19 protein-coding genes are annotated in these 16,258 nt (G+C 54.0%); 8 read left to right on the forward strand and 11 right to left on the reverse strand.

Features of this window, described 5'->3' with window-relative positions; all coding sequences use genetic code 11:
* Positions 1 to 532 precede the first annotated feature (532 nt).
* Positions 533 to 2,872, forward strand: a complete 2,340-nt coding sequence (arcB, locus tag GS12_RS02715; RefSeq protein WP_034943671.1) for an aerobic respiration two-component sensor histidine kinase ArcB — start codon at positions 533 to 535, stop codon at positions 2,870 to 2,872.
* Positions 2,873 to 3,730: 858 nt separating this feature from the next.
* A complete protein-coding gene (gene mtgA / locus GS12_RS02720; protein WP_034943674.1) occupies positions 3,731 to 4,447 on the forward strand; it encodes a monofunctional biosynthetic peptidoglycan transglycosylase in 717 nt (238 codons plus the stop codon).
* A 17-nt stretch (positions 4,448 to 4,464) separates the two neighbouring features.
* On the opposite strand, the gene npr is transcribed toward mtgA, so the two are convergent.
* From npr to GS12_RS02775, 11 genes are all read right to left on the reverse strand, one after another.
* A complete protein-coding gene (gene npr, locus GS12_RS02725; protein ID WP_034917312.1) occupies positions 4,465 to 4,737 on the reverse strand; it encodes a PTS phosphocarrier protein NPr in 273 nt (90 codons plus the stop codon).
* Positions 4,734 to 5,588: an RNase adapter RapZ gene (rapZ, locus tag GS12_RS02730; protein ID WP_034917309.1), complete on the reverse strand. Its 855-nt coding sequence runs from the start codon at positions 5,586 to 5,588 to the stop codon at positions 4,734 to 4,736. The genes npr and rapZ overlap by 4 nt, the downstream gene beginning before the upstream one ends.
* Before the next feature lie 99 nt (positions 5,589 to 5,687).
* Positions 5,688 to 6,170: a PTS IIA-like nitrogen regulatory protein PtsN gene (gene ptsN, locus GS12_RS02735; RefSeq protein WP_197060537.1), complete on the reverse strand. Its 483-nt coding sequence runs from the start codon at positions 6,168 to 6,170 to the stop codon at positions 5,688 to 5,690.
* A 201-nt stretch (positions 6,171 to 6,371) separates the two neighbouring features.
* Positions 6,372 to 6,659: a ribosome hibernation promoting factor gene (gene hpf, locus GS12_RS02740; RefSeq protein WP_034917304.1), complete on the reverse strand. Its 288-nt coding sequence runs from the start codon at positions 6,657 to 6,659 to the stop codon at positions 6,372 to 6,374.
* A gap of 22 nt (positions 6,660 to 6,681) precedes the next feature.
* Entirely contained in the window at positions 6,682 to 8,115 is a 1,434-nt protein-coding gene (gene rpoN, locus GS12_RS02745; RefSeq protein ID WP_034943677.1) for an RNA polymerase factor sigma-54, read from the reverse strand.
* A gap of 46 nt (positions 8,116 to 8,161) precedes the next feature.
* On the reverse strand, positions 8,162 to 8,887 hold the full coding sequence (gene lptB / locus GS12_RS02750; protein WP_034917300.1) for an LPS export ABC transporter ATP-binding protein: 726 nt from the start codon (positions 8,885 to 8,887) through the stop codon (positions 8,162 to 8,164).
* Complete coding sequence (gene lptA / locus GS12_RS02755; protein WP_034917298.1) at positions 8,887 to 9,435, reverse strand: lipopolysaccharide ABC transporter substrate-binding protein LptA; 549 nt, start codon at positions 9,433 to 9,435, stop codon at positions 8,887 to 8,889. Before lptA ends, lptB begins: the two co-directional genes overlap by 1 nt.
* Positions 9,407 to 9,982: an LPS export ABC transporter periplasmic protein LptC gene (lptC, locus tag GS12_RS02760; protein ID WP_034917296.1), complete on the reverse strand. Its 576-nt coding sequence runs from the start codon at positions 9,980 to 9,982 to the stop codon at positions 9,407 to 9,409. The genes lptA and lptC overlap by 29 nt, the downstream gene beginning before the upstream one ends.
* Complete coding sequence (gene kdsC / locus GS12_RS02765; RefSeq protein WP_034917294.1) at positions 9,979 to 10,536, reverse strand: 3-deoxy-manno-octulosonate-8-phosphatase KdsC; 558 nt, start codon at positions 10,534 to 10,536, stop codon at positions 9,979 to 9,981. The genes lptC and kdsC overlap by 4 nt, the downstream gene beginning before the upstream one ends.
* A gap of 16 nt (positions 10,537 to 10,552) precedes the next feature.
* Positions 10,553 to 11,539: an arabinose-5-phosphate isomerase KdsD gene (kdsD, locus tag GS12_RS02770; protein WP_034917291.1), complete on the reverse strand. Its 987-nt coding sequence runs from the start codon at positions 11,537 to 11,539 to the stop codon at positions 10,553 to 10,555.
* A 13-nt stretch (positions 11,540 to 11,552) separates the two neighbouring features.
* Positions 11,553 to 12,533: a calcium/sodium antiporter gene (locus GS12_RS02775; RefSeq protein WP_034943680.1), complete on the reverse strand. Its 981-nt coding sequence runs from the start codon at positions 12,531 to 12,533 to the stop codon at positions 11,553 to 11,555.
* Positions 12,534 to 12,757: 224 nt separating this feature from the next.
* Between GS12_RS02775 and mlaF the strand changes: the two genes are divergently transcribed.
* From mlaF to ibaG, 6 genes are all read left to right on the forward strand, one after another.
* A complete protein-coding gene (gene mlaF, locus GS12_RS02780; protein WP_034919450.1) occupies positions 12,758 to 13,573 on the forward strand; it encodes a phospholipid ABC transporter ATP-binding protein MlaF in 816 nt (271 codons plus the stop codon).
* Between the two features lie 4 nt (positions 13,574 to 13,577).
* Positions 13,578 to 14,360: a lipid asymmetry maintenance ABC transporter permease subunit MlaE gene (gene mlaE, locus GS12_RS02785; protein WP_034919448.1), complete on the forward strand. Its 783-nt coding sequence runs from the start codon at positions 13,578 to 13,580 to the stop codon at positions 14,358 to 14,360.
* A gap of 4 nt (positions 14,361 to 14,364) precedes the next feature.
* On the forward strand, positions 14,365 to 14,913 hold the full coding sequence (gene mlaD / locus GS12_RS02790; RefSeq protein ID WP_034917286.1) for an outer membrane lipid asymmetry maintenance protein MlaD: 549 nt from the start codon (positions 14,365 to 14,367) through the stop codon (positions 14,911 to 14,913).
* 11 nt (positions 14,914 to 14,924) lie between these two features.
* Positions 14,925 to 15,560 (forward strand): phospholipid-binding protein MlaC, encoded by a 636-nt coding sequence (mlaC, locus tag GS12_RS02795; protein WP_034943683.1) that lies wholly within the window; start codon positions 14,925 to 14,927, stop codon positions 15,558 to 15,560.
* Complete coding sequence (gene mlaB / locus GS12_RS02800; protein WP_034943687.1) at positions 15,560 to 15,856, forward strand: lipid asymmetry maintenance protein MlaB; 297 nt, start codon at positions 15,560 to 15,562, stop codon at positions 15,854 to 15,856. Before mlaC ends, mlaB begins: the two co-directional genes overlap by 1 nt.
* 122 nt (positions 15,857 to 15,978) lie before the next feature.
* A complete protein-coding gene (gene ibaG, locus GS12_RS02805) occupies positions 15,979 to 16,233 on the forward strand; it encodes a BolA family iron metabolism protein IbaG (protein WP_034917280.1) in 255 nt (84 codons plus the stop codon).
* The last annotated feature ends 25 nt before the right edge of the window (positions 16,234 to 16,258 follow it).

Genomic DNA, 16,258 nt, shown 5'->3' on the forward strand with positions numbered 1-16,258 from the left:
AAAGCGAACGCAGGTCAACCAGCGCCCTTACTGGAGGATTTTCCTCTCTTTTATCGTTTAACTTCCTTATTTATAAAGCATTTATTCCGATTTTTCTTATCCGAATTTCACCTTGTGAGGTGGAAGAAGTGTGAGCTGTCTCACTATGGTGCAGGGGGCAAATCTCTGCACCATGCTGGTGCCGGGGAGAATATCAGCATAAAAAACTGCCTTATCTCGCTTTATCGCTGAAATAGACTGTTTTTCAGTGTGTCATCTGTTTGAATGAAACAGCGCGACGTCATTAGTAAAATTAATTACTGCTGAAATGATTAAATCGCCATTTTTAATGAATTTTTATTCGTTTTTACACGGCGAACAGGGCACTTTTCCACACAAACTATCCTGGTTTGGGGCTGGCAGGCGGGCAACCGCGCGATAAATCTGCACAAATGCGGAGCAAATCCGCAGTGACAGGTTATGCCGGGCGCGCGCAAGTTTCTGTTATCCTTTTACGTTATTATTGCGCATCGAAGCCCGCAAGGAATCCTTTATGAAACAAATTCGTCTGTTAGCGCAGTACTACGTCGATCTGATGGTGAAGCTGGGGCTGGTGCGTTTTTCGCTGCTGCTGGCCTCTGCGCTGGTGGTGTTGGCGATGATTGTACAGATGGCCGTGACGATGGTGCTTCGCGGGCACGTTGAGAGCATTGATATTGTGCGCTCAGTCTTTTTTGGGCTGCTAATCACGCCCTGGGCGGTCTATTTTTTGTCGGTGGTGGTCGAGCAGCTTGAAGAGTCGCGCCAGCGCCTGACGCGTCTGGTTGATAAACTGGAAGAGATGCGCCATCGCGATCTGCAACTGAATCAGCAGATGAAAGAGAATATCACCCAGTTGAATCAGGAGATTGCCGATCGTATCAAGGCGGAGGAAGCACGCCTGCTGGTGGTCGATAAACTGAAGGAAGAGATGGCGCGTCGCGAGCAGGCGCAGACGGAACTCGAGCAGCAATCCTCTTTCCTGCGCTCTTTTCTGGACGCCTCGCCCGACCTGGTTTTTTATCGCAATATCGATCAGCAGTTCTCCGGCTGTAACCGGGCAATGGAGCTGCTGACCGGCAAAAGTGAAAAGCAGCTGATTGGCCTGACGCCGCGCGAGGTGTACGACGACGAAGCGGCCAGTAAAGTGCTGGAAACGGATGAGAAAGTGTTCCGCCACAACGTTTCGCTGACTTACGAACAGTGGCTGCATTATCCGGACGGGCGCAAGGCGTGCTTTGAGATCCGCAAGGTGCCTTATTACGATCGCGTGGGCAAGCGCAGCGGGCTGATGGGTTTCGGACGCGATATCACCGAACGTAAACGCTATCAGGACGCGTTAGAGAGCGCCAGCAGGGAGAAGACCACCTTTATTTCTACGATCAGCCACGAGCTTCGTACGCCGCTTAACGGCATCGTTGGCCTCAGTCGTATCCTGCTTGATACTCATCTTAATCAGGAGCAGCTCAACTACCTGAAAACGATTCACGTCTCGGCCATTACGCTGGGCAATATTTTCAATGACGTCATTGAGATGGACAAGCTGGAACGGCGCAAGGTGCAGCTTGATAATCAACCCATTGATTTTACTGGTTTCCTTTCCGACCTTGAAAATCTCTCCGGGCTGCTGGTACAGCCGAAAAATCTGGACTTTGTTCTGCAAGCGCAAACGCCGCTGCCGCATAAAATTATTACCGATGGCACCCGCCTGCGGCAAATTCTGTGGAACCTGATCGGCAACGCGGTGAAATTTACCCGGCAGGGCAGCGTCGTGGTGCGCGTCGCCTGTGAAGCAGACGATATGCTGCGCTTTGAGGTGGAAGACTCCGGCATGGGGATCCCGGCGTCCGAGCAGGAAAAAATCTTCGCGATGTATTATCAGGTGAAAGATCAGCACGGCGGAAAACCCGCAACCGGCACCGGCATTGGCCTCGCCGTATCGCGCCGACTCGCGCAGAACATGGGCGGCGACATCACCGTCCGTAGCGCGCCGGGTGCCGGTTCCTGCTTTACGCTCACCGTCAACGCGCCGCGTATTGCTGAACAGATTGAAGATGCGCAGTCCGATGACGATATGCCGCTGCCAGCGCTTCACGTGCTGCTGGTAGAGGATATTGAACTTAATGTCGTGGTGGCGCGCTCCGTGCTGGAGAAAATGGGTAGCAGCGTTGAGGTGGCGATGACCGGCGAGGCGGCGCTGGCGATGTTCGATCCTGATGAGTTCGACCTGGTGTTGTTGGATATTCAGCTACCGGATATGACCGGTCTTGACGTGGCGCGCGAAATTCATCAGCGCCACAGCGGTGTCCGGTTGCCGCCGCTGGTGGCGCTGACTGCCAACGTACTGAAAGATAAAAGAGAGTACCTTGCGGCGGGTATGGATGACGTGCTGAGCAAACCGCTGGCGGTGCCTGCGCTGGCGGCGGTCATCAAAAAATATTGGGATTTCCAGTCTGAAAAAAGCCCTGACGCTCAGGAGAAAAAAGTGGATGAGAAAAAGCTGGCGCTTCTCGATGTTCAGATGCTTGAGCAATACATTGAGCTGGTTGGGCCGCAACTGATTACGCAGGGCCTGGAGATGTTTGAAAAAATGATGCCGGGATACCTTGAGGTGCTGGATCTGAATATGACAGCGCGCGACCGGAAAGGGATTGCTGAAGAAGGTCATAAAATCAAAGGCGCAGCCGGCGCGATAGGCCTGGTGCACTTACAGAACATTGCCAAACAGATTCAAAGCCCGGAGCTGCCAGCCTGGTGGGATAACGTTCAGGAATGGATTGATGAACTTAAGCAGGAGTGGCGAAATGACGTTGAGGTGTTACGTGAATGGGTAGCAGGGTTAGAAAAAAAATGACCCCGACCGAAGCCGGGGTGCGCGAATACTGCGCCAACACCAGGGAAAAGGGTAACCTGCGCTATTCTTTTAAGGAGAATGTTTAGCCCAGGCAAGGTATTGGTTAAACGCTATGTTACTACTTTAACAAAGTCCGAAATAAATGTGATCAGATTCATTAAAATGTGTGATGTAGAGCAGCGTCTGTAGTAAGGAAACATTAATTTGCTGACACAGTCAAGTCCGGAATGAATTTTCATGCATTGTTGCGTTTTTTTTATGCGATTGTAGTCTCTTTTAACGTAGGGTGATTTACCCTCTCCCGCTAAACGTCGACAATTGTGCTAGCAATTTTTTTAATAAAATCAGTAACAATGCCAGGAACTTTAAGCTGCTGTAAATACTCTTTTTTAACGAGACGCCTTGTCGGTGGTCTGACGCGGGTGTTTTACGCTGCGATAAAAAAAAAGCGGCGCCGCATTGTCAATGTATGTTGACGAAATGGAAAGTTAATCGCACCACCGAAGTGAATGCAGATGGCATGACGCCGCCATACGCAGGTGGAGCATTCAACGTTATTTGCAGCGCCTTTGATGAGTTTTGCAAATGCTTACGCTGAAAACTTATAAGCATCATGAATCAATTAACGCCAGGCAAATCTTATTTTTCTTACGAAATTCGTGCCGTCGCGGCGGACAAATTTTGCACATGGAACCGATTCCTGAAAACGGAAGTGGCTCAACAATAACGGCATTTTTAACGCGGCAACCGACGGTAAGGAAAAAGATTCATGCAGTGTTAATTTTTGATCAGCGGCAAAAGAGGGCAGTAACCTCGGATTGTTACAGGAATTGATAAGAGAGCGATGGAAATATCACTATGAGTCAGAGGAAAGCTTCCGCTGTGGGGCGCATCAGACAGTGGCTGCTACGCGCGGTATTAGCGGTAGCCACTATCTGGATTGCAGGCATTTTACTTTTTTCATTTTTACCCGTGCCGTTTTCAGCCGTGATGGTCGAGCGACAGTTGGGCGCGTGGCTGAGTGGAAACTTTCGCTACGTCGCGCATTCTGACTGGGCCGGGCGGGACGCGATCTCGTCATGGATGCCGCTGGCGGTCATTGCCTCTGAAGATCAAAAGTTCCCGACGCACTGGGGGTTTGACGTGCAGGCCATTCAGTCGGTGCTGGATAACGAAGGCGGGCGGATGCGCGGTGCTTCGACGCTGTCGCAGCAGACTGCAAAAAACGTCTTTTTGTGGGACGGGCGAAGCTGGGTACGGAAAGGGCTGGAAGCAGTACTGACGGTTGGCATTGAAACCGTCTGGACAAAAAGACGGATCGTCACGGTTTATCTGAACGTGGCGGAGTTTGGCGACGGCGTATTCGGCGTTGAAGAAGCCTCTCAGCGCTACTTCCATAAGCCTGCCAGCCGCTTAACGATGTCGGAAGCCGCGCTGCTGGCGGCCGTTCTGCCTAATCCCATCAGGTTTCGCGCCGATGCGCCATCGGGCTATGTCCGCCAGCGTCAGCAGTGGATTTTACGACAGATGAAGCAACTGGGCGGTGAAGGATTTATTCGCGAACACCGGCTTTAACGACAGCGCGGGAACGGTCAGTCTTCGTCGAAACCGGCGTTGAACAGCGCAATCACGGCCGTTAATGCCTGCTGCTCTTCCGGGCCGGTGGCTTCGATCTCTATTTGTCCGCCCTGCGCCGAATCCAGCATCAGCAGCGCGATAACGCTGCTGGCTTCGGCTTCGGTGCCGCTCTCGTTGCGCAGCAGAACTTCAGCGTCAAAACTCTGAACCAGTTCAAACAGCTTCATCGCCGGACGGGCGTGCATTCCCAACTTGTTGGTGATTTCAACGGTATGTCTGATGGTCATGATTTGCGTTTTTCCAGCGTGCGATGCCGCGACTGAACGTTCTTACCGCGCGAGCGGAAATAGTCGGCAAGCTGCTCGGCAATGTAAACGGAACGATGCTTACCGCCTGTACAGCCGATGGCAACCGTCAGATAGCTGCGATTATTGGTTTCAAGCATTGGCAGCCACAGTTCCAGATAGCTACGCGTCTGATAAATAAAGTTATGGACTTCCGTATGGCGGTCGAGGAAGGCGGCAACCGGACGATCGAGACCGGTCATCGGGCGCAGTTTCGGATCCCAGTGCGGATTGGGCAAAAAGCGCACGTCGAAAACGTAGTCAGCATCGATAGGGAGGCCGTGCTTAAAACCAAACGATTCAAACACCATCGTCAGTTCACGCTCGCGCTTGCCAAGCAGGCGGGTGCGCAGCATTTCAGCCAGCTCATGTACCGACATCTCTGACGTATCGACGATAAGGTCGGCGCGCGAGCGCAGCGGTTCAAGCAGATCGCTCTCTTCATCAATGGCGCTTTCCAGCGAAAGATTTTTACTGGAGAGCGGATGAAGTCGGCGCGTGTCGCTGTAGCGACGGATCAGCGTATTGCGATCGGCATCCAGAAACAGTAGCTGAGGGGAAAAGCTGTCCGGCAGATTCGTCAGGGCTTTCTCAAACACTTCCGGCGATTCAGGCATATTGCGCACGTCAATGCTTACTGCCGCCGAAATATTTCTGTCAGCAAGCGACTTTGCCAGTTCAGGCAGCAGGGTGACGGGCAGATTGTCAACGCAGTAAAAGCCCATATCCTCAAGCGCCCGCAACGCAACGGATTTGCCGGAGCCTGAACGACCGCTGACGATCATCAGCACCATGAGATATTCTCCTGATTTGCCTGTTGGCGGTTGGGAAGTCGCCTCAGCGCGACGGCTTCCCTTCCATATTACATGCCATCCCGTCTGCCGACGACTGGCTTAGTGGCTTTGTTCATGATCTTCCGCCATGATTTCATACAGTTCTTCATCGCTCTGGGCAGCGCGCAGACGGCGGCAAACGGTTTTGTCCGCCAGACGTTTAGCCACCAGCGAAAGCGTATGCAGATGCGTTTTACACTGATCGGCAGGCACCAGCAGCGCAAAAAGCAGATCAACCGGCTGGTTATCAATGGCATCAAAGGCGATAGGCTGGTCAAGTCGGATAAAGACACCGACCGCGCGCAGCGTATCTTCAATCAGCTTGCCGTGCGGGATCGCAATGCCGTTGCCAATGCCGGTACTGCCCATACGCTCGCGCGTCAGTATCGCCTCAAAGATCGTCTGATGAGGCAGATTAAGCTGTTTTGCCGCCAGTTCGCTGATGATTTCCAGCGCCCGTTTCTTGCTTTGGCAGTGTACGCCGCTCCGGGTACAGTCCACGCTCAGTACCGAGCGTAGTTCCAGTGTTGCATCATTGTTCATCATAGTTTCACTTACGTGCTCGCTTCCGCCTGGTCAATGGCGCTTTTTTATTACGTCGCCAGAACCGCAGCGCGGCGCCCCGGTCAACGACAGGCATGATACAGAGGTTAACGGCTCGTTCTCTTTGCAAGAGGACGAGCCGGACATCCCATCCTTATCATAGATAAGGATGTTGAAAAAATAATCAATGCCTGCGCAAAATTAGTGTTGTTTTAACTTGTCTTTATGTTTGTTTAACTGGCGTGTCAGCTTATCAATTAAGCCATCAATCGCCGCATACATATCTTTTTCTTCCGATGTGGCATGCAACTCGCCGCCGTTAACGTGCAGCGTCGCCTCCGCTATCTGGGTCACTTTCGCGACCTTCAGAACAATATAAACCTGATTGATGCGATCAAAATACTGCTCAAGCTTGGCAAATTTGCTGGTAACAAAGTCGCGCAGCGGCTCGGTGATTTCAACGTTCTGTCCGGTAATATTGAGTTGCATACTGTCTTCCTTATCTGTTCATTCAGACCAGCTGTTTACGCTGATTTGAAGGCGGGATGGATAAAGACTCTCGGTACTTCGCGACGGTGCGGCGAGCCACCATGATCCCCTGGCCGGAGAGCAGGGTGGTCAGCTTACTGTCACTCAGAGGCTTAGCGGGATTTTCCGCCGAGATTAATTTCTTCACCAGTGCGCGTATCGCCGTTGATGAGGCTTCGCCGCCACCTTCCGTACTGACGTGACTGGAGAAAAAATATTTGAGTTCAAAAATGCCGCGCGGGCTGTGCAGATATTTCTGCGTGGTGACGCGAGAGATCGTCGATTCATGCATCTCCACGGCGCTGGCGATATCGGCCAGCACCATCGGACGCATAAACTCCTCGCCCTGCTCAAAGAACGCCTGCTGCTGCTCAACGATGCAGCGGGTGACCTTCAGCAGCGTATCGTTGCGGCTCTCCAGACTCTTGATCAGCCATTTCGCTTCCTGCAAGTTGCTGCGAATAAACTGGTTGTCGCTGTCGTTGCGCGATGAGCCTCCCAGCGACGCATAGTGCTGATTAATGCGCAGTCTCGGCACGCTGTCGCTGTTGAGTTCCACCGCCCAGCGCCCGCTGACCTGTTTCACCAGTACATCGGGGATCACGTACTCCGGCTCGCTGGTGTTGATCGACTGGCCGGGACGCGGGTCGAGGCTCTGGATCAGCTGCATCGCATTTTTCAGCACGTCCTCTTTCAGACGCGTAATCCGCATCAGGCTGCGAAAGTCATGATTGGCCAACAGGTCGAGATGTTCGCCGACAATCAGCCTGGCTTCCGATAAAAACGGCTGATCGGGTAAGAACTGTGAAAGCTGAACCAGCAGACAGTCGCGCAGGTTGCGCGCGCATACCCCGATGGGGTCAAAACGCTGAACGCGCTTCAGCACCGCCTCGACTTCGTCAGGGGACAGATCTTCATCGCCAATGCTCTCAAGTATCTCTTCGAGCGTGGCGGTGAGATAACCGGTGTCGTCAACGGCGTCGACAATCGAGGTGGCAATGGCGCGATCCGTCTCGGTGAACGGCGTCAGCCCAACCTGCCACATCAGGTAGTCCTGAAGCGACTGGGTGGTTTCGCCCTGATAAACAGGCAGTTCGTCATCATGATAATCCGTACCGGTGCCCGAAGGCGTGCCGGCGGTGTAGATCTCGTCCCAGGTGGCATCCAGAGGAAGCTCTTCCGGCATCTCTTTCTGCTCAAGCGCTTCGCGCGTGTCCAGCGCTTCCTTCTCCTGGTACTCGCGGGTTTCGACCTCTTCGTGAAACTCCGTCTGTTCAAGCAAGGGGTTGGTTTCCAGCGCCTGCTGAATCTCCTGCTGAAGCTCAAGCGTGGAGAGTTGCAGCAGGCGGATGGCCTGCTGTAGCTGCGGCGTCATGGCAAGCTGTTGACTAAGCCTGAGTTGCAAACCTTGCTTCATATTCAGGGTACTATTTCCTTAAAACTTAACAGCGATGAATACCTTATCAGAGTCTGAACTCTTCTCCCAAATAGACGCGTTTTACCTGTTCGTCAGCAAGGATCGCTTCCGGCGAACCGTGGGCGATTAAGTGTCCCTGGCTGACGATGTAAGCCCGTTCGCAGACCGCCAGCGTTTCACGCACGTTGTGATCGGTGATCAGCACGCCCAGACCGCTGTCGCGCAGGTGCTCAATGATCTTTTTGATATCAATAACCGAGATGGGATCGACACCGGCAAATGGTTCGTCCAGCAGGATGAATTTGGGATTTGCCGCCAGCGCGCGGGCGATTTCAACGCGACGGCGTTCGCCGCCGGAGAGCGCCTGACCGATGTTGTCGCGCAGGTGCTCAATGTGAAACTCGCTCATCAGCTCGTTAGCGCGATCTTCTCGCTGTTCGGTGGTGAGATCTTCACGGATCTGCAAGACGGCCATCAGATTGTCATACACGCTTAAACGGCGGAAAATCGAGGCTTCCTGCGGCAGGTAGCCGATGCCGCGACGCGCGCGCGCGTGAAGCGGCAGGATGCTGATATCCTCATCATCAATAACGATGCGGCCCGCGTCGCGCGGCACAATGCCGACCACCATATAAAACGTGGTGGTTTTACCCGCGCCGTTCGGGCCAAGCAGGCCAACAATTTCGCCGGATTTAACTTCCAGGCTGACATCTTCCACCACGCGACGGCCTTTGTAAGCCTTCGCCAGATTTTCCGCAATTAAAGTCGCCATCAGTTACTCTTTTTTTGTCCGTCAGGGGCGTTGCCTTTGTCCTGAAGCTGTGACGGCACCAGGATCGTGGTGACGCGCTTGCCGCTGCTGCCGTAAGCCTGCATTTTCTGCTCTTTAACCAGATAGGTAATGCGGTCGCCTTTCACGTTGCTGTCGAGCTGTTCAAGAAACGCATCGCCCGTCAGCTCGACAAAGTCTTTCGCCAGCTCGTAATGCATTTTCTGCGCATGGCCTTTGACCGGTTTGCCGCTGTCCTGCATTTGATAGAAGGTGGCGGGCTGGCCGTAAGCGTCAACGATGGTTTTGTTGCTGTCGCCGCCCGGACGGGTGACCACTACTTTATCAGCGGTGATTTTAATCGAGCCCTGGGTCACGATAACGTTGCCGGTAAACGTGGCGACGTTGCCCTGCATATCCAGCGCCTGATTTTCAGAATCCACGTTGACCGGTTTGTCCGAGTCGCCTGTCAGCGCAAACGCCGGCAGGCTGGTGGCCAATAACAGGCCAAGCGTTAAGCGCTTAAGGTTGTTTTTCATTTTGAATTTCATAAGAGGTTTTGACCTTTTCAATCAACTCGGCAGTTTTTTTCCGTAAGTTTCCACGCATTTTCATGCCTGTAGAGTTAAAGCTGCTGCCATAAAGCGTAACACGATCGTCGGACGTGACGTCCTGCGTCACCAGGTTGACGATGGCATTATCCGTTTTTATGCGTTCCAACTGCGCATCTTTCGTCAGGCTATTCACCTCAACGTGACCGTAAAGGTACAGCATTCGGTCATTGGTCAGTTTGGCTTTGTCCGATCTTACCGACCAGGTCGGCACTTTATTGTCATCGTAGGTGGTCATTACCGGGTTATCGAACCAGCTAACCGACTCTTCAGAAAACCAGGTGACGGTATCGGAAACCAGTTTGTAGCTCAGCGTACCTTGCGGGTTATAGACCACCGTGTTGGAGCTTTGGCTGGTGTAGGTCGGCTCTTCACTGTTCGTTTTTTTTCTGGCGGCATCGTTATCGGTATCCGCGAGGTTCCAGCCGATCAATACGATAGCCACCAACGCCAACAACAGCGTCATCCAGCGCCTTGTTTTACTCATACAGACTGCCCTTTGGCATCATCAAACTTATCCTGTGCGATGAGAATCAGATCGCAAATTTCCCGCACTGCGCCGCGTCCGCCATTGATACGGGTGACATATTTTGCGCGTGGAAGCAGCACCGGGTGCGCATCGGCCACGGCAACGCTGAGGCCCACCTTTTCCATTACCGGCCAGTCGATCAGGTCATCGCCAATGTAAGCGACCTGTTCAGGCGTTAGCGACAGTGTATCCAGAAGTTCATGGAAGGCCAAAAGCTTATCGGACTGTCCCTGGTAAAGATGCGTAATGCCCAGCGTGGCGCAGCGATCTTCCAGCAGCTTTGCTTTACGGCCGGTGATAATGGCGACCTCTACGTCGGCGTTGAGCAGGCAACGGATGCCATAACCATCGCGGACGTTAAATGCCTTCAGTTCTTCGCCGCTGTTGCCCTGAAAAATGACGCCGTCCGACATCACGCCGTCCACGTCGCAAATCAGCAGTTTGATCTGCGCAGCACGAGTCATAACGTCTTTGCTGACCGCGCCGTAGCAGGTTTCAACCCAGGTACTCATTCGTCTTTCTTCCTCGTTAAACCACGCCCGCGCGCAGCATGTCATGCATATGCACCACGCCAAGCAGGCGATCGCCATCGGCGACCATCACGGCGGTAATATTTCGGCTCTGCATCAGATTGAGCGCTTCCACCGCCAGCGTGTTAGGCCGCACCCGAACGCCGCCGCTGGTCATCACGCTGGCGATGCCGGCATGCTGAATATCGATGCCCATATCAAACACGCGACGGAGATCGCCATCGGTGAATACGCCTTCGATCTTCATTAAATCATTGCAGATCACCGTCATGCCCATGTTTTTACGGGTGATCTCCAGCAGGGCATCACGTAATGAAGCATCGTGGCTGACGTGAGGAATATCATCGCCCGTGTGCATGATGTCATTAACCGTGAGCAACAGCTTGCGACCTAACGCGCCGCCCGGATGAGAGAGCGCAAAATCTTCGGCGGTAAAGCCACGCGCCTTCAGCAGCGCAACGGCCAGCGCATCGCCCATCACCAGCGTGGCGGTGGTGCTTGAGGTTGGCGCCAGGCCCAGCGGACAGGCTTCTTCCGGTACTTTAACACAGAGATGGATATCCGCAGCACGCCCCATCGCGCTCTCCGGTCGGCTGGTCATACAAATCAGTAACACATGCAGGCGTTTCAGTACCGGGATCAAGGCGAGGATCTCAGCAGACTCGCCTGAGTTGGAGATGGCGATCACCACATCGTCCGCGCTGACCATGCCCAGATCGCCGTGGCTGGCTTCGGCAGGATGAACAAAAAAGGCGGGCGTACCGGTACTGGCGAAGGTTGCCGCCATCTTTTTACCAATATGGCCTGACTTGCCGATACCCATCACCACCACTTTGCCTTTGCAGCCGTAAATACGCTCACAGGCCCGGGAAAAGTCGTGATTAATGTACTGATCGAGATGCTCCAGGCCCGCGCGCTCGATAGAAAGAACCTCTTTGCCTGCCTGTTGAAAATCAAAATTCGGGTCGAGCGGTTGCGGTGACATAGTTTTCAATCCTTTACCAGAGGGTAGCCGAGGGCAGCCAGAACAGCGTAGCAACCCAGGCCACAAAGCCACATAAAAGAAGCGCGCCAGCGGCTCTGCCGATACGGCGGCCACGCTGTAAGCACAGCACGGTAAACAGCGCGCTGACGCCCAGCATCACCCAGTAATCGCGCGAAAACGCCTGCGGATCGATGCTGCCCGGCTGCACTAAGGCAGGTACGCCCAGCACGATAGCCATATTGTAGATATTGGAACCGATTAGATTGCCGATAGCAATATCGTCTTCACCCTTAAGCGCCCCGGCAATGACCGTTGCCAGCTCCGGCAGGCTGGTGCCGACGGAAACGAGAGTCAGGCCGATAATCAGCTCGCTGATGCCAAAAAAGTCGGCAATAACGGTGGCGTTATCGATCACCATGCGCGTCGACATCGGCAGAATAATCAGCGCTACGGCCAGCCACAGGAAAGCCACGGTGTTGCCTGTTTCATCGCGCGGCAGTTCTTTGAGCTGTTCCTGGGTGAGCGTGTCATTGTTATCACGCTCGGCGCGCCGGGCGATTCTGATAATGAACAGCAGCCATGCCAGAGCGATAACAATCAGCGCCAGGCCGTCGTTGCGGCTGAGGGTGTTATCAAACAGCACCACGCCGCACAGCAAGGTGACCAGCAGCATCAACGGCAGTTCGCGACGCACCAGGTTGGAGTGCACGGTGAGGGGATGAAAGAGCGCGGCGCCGCCGACAATCAATAAGATATTAGTAATATTGGAGCCGACGGCGGTGCCAACAGCCATATCCATCTGTCCGTGCGTGGCGGCGGAAAACGCAACGATGAGTTCAGGCAGCGAGGTGCCGATGCCGACAACCGTCATGCCGATGATCAGCGGAGGAATGCCCAGCGAGCGGCAAAGGATGGCCGCGCTAAATACCAGACGATCTGCACCATATACCAGCAAAACTAAACCGATAATCAATAGTGCTGTAGCTACGAACATGAAAGATCCTTTGATCGGGTATAATTGCCGCGCGCCTTACATGACGATAAAACAGGGCGTTAACAGAAAGTGCCGCAATTTTGACGGTCTGCAAGCAAAAAGTAAACTTATGCCAGTTTTCGCCACGTCTGCGCGGTAAGTTTCTGTAAAACTATTCGATTCGGTAGGTAATAAGCTACCATCGGAGATACGTAATCCGCCTGAAGAAGAGGATGATAAGCATTATGAGCCAGACGGAGACGAATTTGGTGGACGTGCGCGGCGTCAGCTTTGCCCGCAGCGGCCGGCCGGTATTCGACAATATCTCGTTGACGGTGCCGAAAGGAAAGGTCACCGCCATCATGGGGCCATCGGGTATCGGTAAAACTACGCTGCTGCGATTGATTGGTGGTCAGCTTCAGCCGGACAGCGGTGAAATCTGGTTTAACGGCGAAAACATTCCCCGCCTTTCGCGCGCGCGACTCTACGAAACGCGGAAAAAAATGAGCATGCTGTTTCAGTCCGGCGCGCTGTTTACCGATCTGACCGTCTTTGAAAACGTGGCCTGGCCGCTGCGCGAACATACCCAGCTTCCGCCTGCGCTGTTACACAGCACGGTGATGATGAAGCTGGAAGCCGTCGGGCTGCGCGGCGCGGCGAACCTGATGCCTTCGGAGCTGTCAGGCGGTATGGCGCGGCGTGCGGCGCTGGCCAGGGCCATTGCGCTTGAACCCGAGCTGATTATGTTTGATGAGCCGTTTGTCGGGCAGGATCCCATCACCATGGGCGTGCTGGTTGCGCTGATTGATGAACTAAACCATTCGCTTGGCATGACCTGCATCGTGGTATCGCACGACGTGCCCGAAGTATTAAGTATTGCCGACTACGCTTATATCATTGCCGGGCAGAAGGTTATTGCCCAGGGAACGGCACAGGCGCTGCGTGAAAACAGCGACGACCGCGTGCGGCAGTTTATTGATGGCATTGCAGATGGTCCGGTGCCGTTCCGATTTCCCGCAGGGGATTATCTGCACGATCTGACCGGTTCAGGGAGTTATTAGCGTGATGTTTTATCAAACGCTGGCGTCGCTGGGACGTCAGGGAATCAATACCTGCGCCTCGTTTGGCCGTGCCGGGCTGATGCTTTTTCATGCGCTGTTCGGTATACCTCGTTTTCGTAAGCATGCGCCCCTGGTGATAAAACAGCTCTACAGCATCGGCGTGATGTCGCTGCTGATTATCATTGTTTCCGGCCTGTTTATCGGGATGGTGCTTGGGCTTCAGGGCTATCTGGTGCTGAATACCTATGGTGCGGAGAGCAGCCTTGGCATGCTGGTGGCGCTTTCGTTGCTGCGCGAGCTGGGGCCGGTGGTGACGGCGCTGCTATTCGCTGGGCGCGCGGGCTCGGCCCTGACGGCAGAAATCGGCCTGATGAAAGCCACCGAACAGCTCTCCAGTATGGAAATGATGGCGGTCGATCCGCTGCGTCGGATTATCTCTCCCCGATTCTGGGCGGGCTTCATCAGTATGCCGCTGCTGGCGCTGATCTTCGTGGCGGTGGGCATTCTGGGCGGTGTGATTGTCGGCGTGAGCTGGAAGGGGATCGACAGCGGATTTTTCTGGTCGGCGATGCAGAATGCGGTGGATGTGCGTACCGATATTCTTAACTGCATCATCAAAAGCGCCGTCTTTGCCTTCACCGTGACCTGGATTGCGCTGTTTAACGGCTACGACGCCATCCCGACGTCGGAAGGGATCAGTCGGGCGACCACGCGTACCGTAGTGCATGCTTCTCTGGCGGTACTCGGTTTGGATTTTGTGCTTACGGCACTGATGTTTGGGAACTGATGTAATGCAAACGAAAAAAAGCGAAATTTGGGTTGGGGCGTTTCTGCTGCTGGCGCTGTGCGCGGCGCTTTTTCTCTGCCTGCGCGTGGCGGATCTGAAGTCATTAGGTAACGAACCCACCTGGCGGCTGTACGCCACCTTCGATAATATCGGCGGCCTGAAAACCGGCTCGCCGGTGAAAATTGGCGGCGTGGTGATCGGTCGCGTTTCCGACATTGCGCTGGACGACAAAACGTTGTCGCCGCGCGTCACCATGGACATTGAAGAAAAATATAATCAGCTGCCCGATACCAGCTCGCTGGCTATCAGAACCTCCGGCCTGCTGGGCGAGCAGTACCTGGCGCTGAACGTGGGTTTTGACGATCCTGACATGGGAACCGCTATGCTTAAGGACGGCAGCGCCATCCAGGACACCAAATCCGCTATGGTGCTGGAAGACCTGATAGGGCAGTTCCTGTACAAGAGCGGTGACGGCAACGATAAACAGAATGCATCGCCGACGGCGCCGGAAGCCAGTGGGCAACCTGCACCTGACGCAACGACTCATCCATAAGAGGGCCCGGTATGTTTAAACGTTTTCTGATCATGGCAATGCTGGTTATTGCCCCTGTTGTCACCCACGCGGCGGCCGATCAAACCAATCCTTATAAGTTAATGAACGAGGCGGCCGACAAAACCTTTACCCGCCTTAAAACGGAACAGCCTAAAATCAAGCAGGATCCGAACTATCTGCGTCAGATCGTCCGTGAAGAGCTGCTGCCCTACGTACAGATTAAATATGCGGGCGCATTAGTGCTCGGACGCTACTACAAAGATGCCACGCCAGCGCAACGCGAAGCCTACTTCAAGGCGTTTGGCGATTACCTGGCGCAGGCTTACGGTCAGGCGCTGGCCCTTTACCACGGACAGACCTACCAGATTGCGCCCGAACAGTCGTACGCCGGCTCCAATATCATCGCGATTCGCGTCACCATCGTCGATCCTAACGGACGTCCTCCTGTACGTCTGGATTTTCAGTGGCGTAAAAACAGCCGCAACGGTGAATGGCAGGCGTATGACATGATTGCCGAAGGCGTGAGTATGATCACCACCAAGCAGAACGAATGGAGCGACACGCTGCGTCAGAAGGGCGTGGATGGTCTGACTCAACTGTTGAAATCCTACGCAAACCAACCGATTACGTTGGATAAACAGCAGTAATGGACGAGCAGCTTAACTGGCACAGCGAAGGCAGCCAGCTCACGTTGGCAGGCGTTCTGACCCGCGACACGCTCGCACCGCTGTGGGCGCAGCGGGAAACGTCAATGAAACAGATCGATACAATCGATGTTTCAGCGCTTGAACACGTCGATTCGGCGGGCCTGGCGCTGCTGATTCACCTGCGGCAGATTGCGCAGCGACAGGGACAAACGCCCGCCTTTACCGGCGTGACCGATAAACTGCAATCGCTGATTACGCTCTACAACCTTCAGCAAATTATTGCGTCCCGTCCCTGAAAGAAACCACGAATCGATGAACAGAAAAAGCCTCTGCATGGTCAGAGGCTTTTTGCCTGTTTAAGATAGCGGCGCTTTCCACTAAGATGTGTGCCTGTTTCAAACAACCTAATCCGGATCTCATGGAAAATAGTGAAATTCAAACCGTGCTGATGGACGCGCTGCCGCTCCAGGAAGTACATGTCACCGGCGATGGCAGCCACTTTCAGGTCATTGCCGTTGGCGAACTCTTCGGCGAACTGAGCCGCGTGAAAAAACAGCAAACGGTTTATGCGCCGCTGATGCCCTATATTGCGGATAACCGCATGCACGCGGTGTCGATAAAAACGTATACGCCTGAAGAGTGGGCGCGCGATCGCAAGCTGAACGGCTTTTAAGCTGCTGTCATCATCGCCCCGGAGT

Origin of the sequence: Erwinia oleae (assembly GCF_000770305.1) — a bacterium.
GTDB classification, from domain to species: Bacteria; Pseudomonadota; Gammaproteobacteria; order Enterobacterales; family Enterobacteriaceae; genus Erwinia; species Erwinia oleae.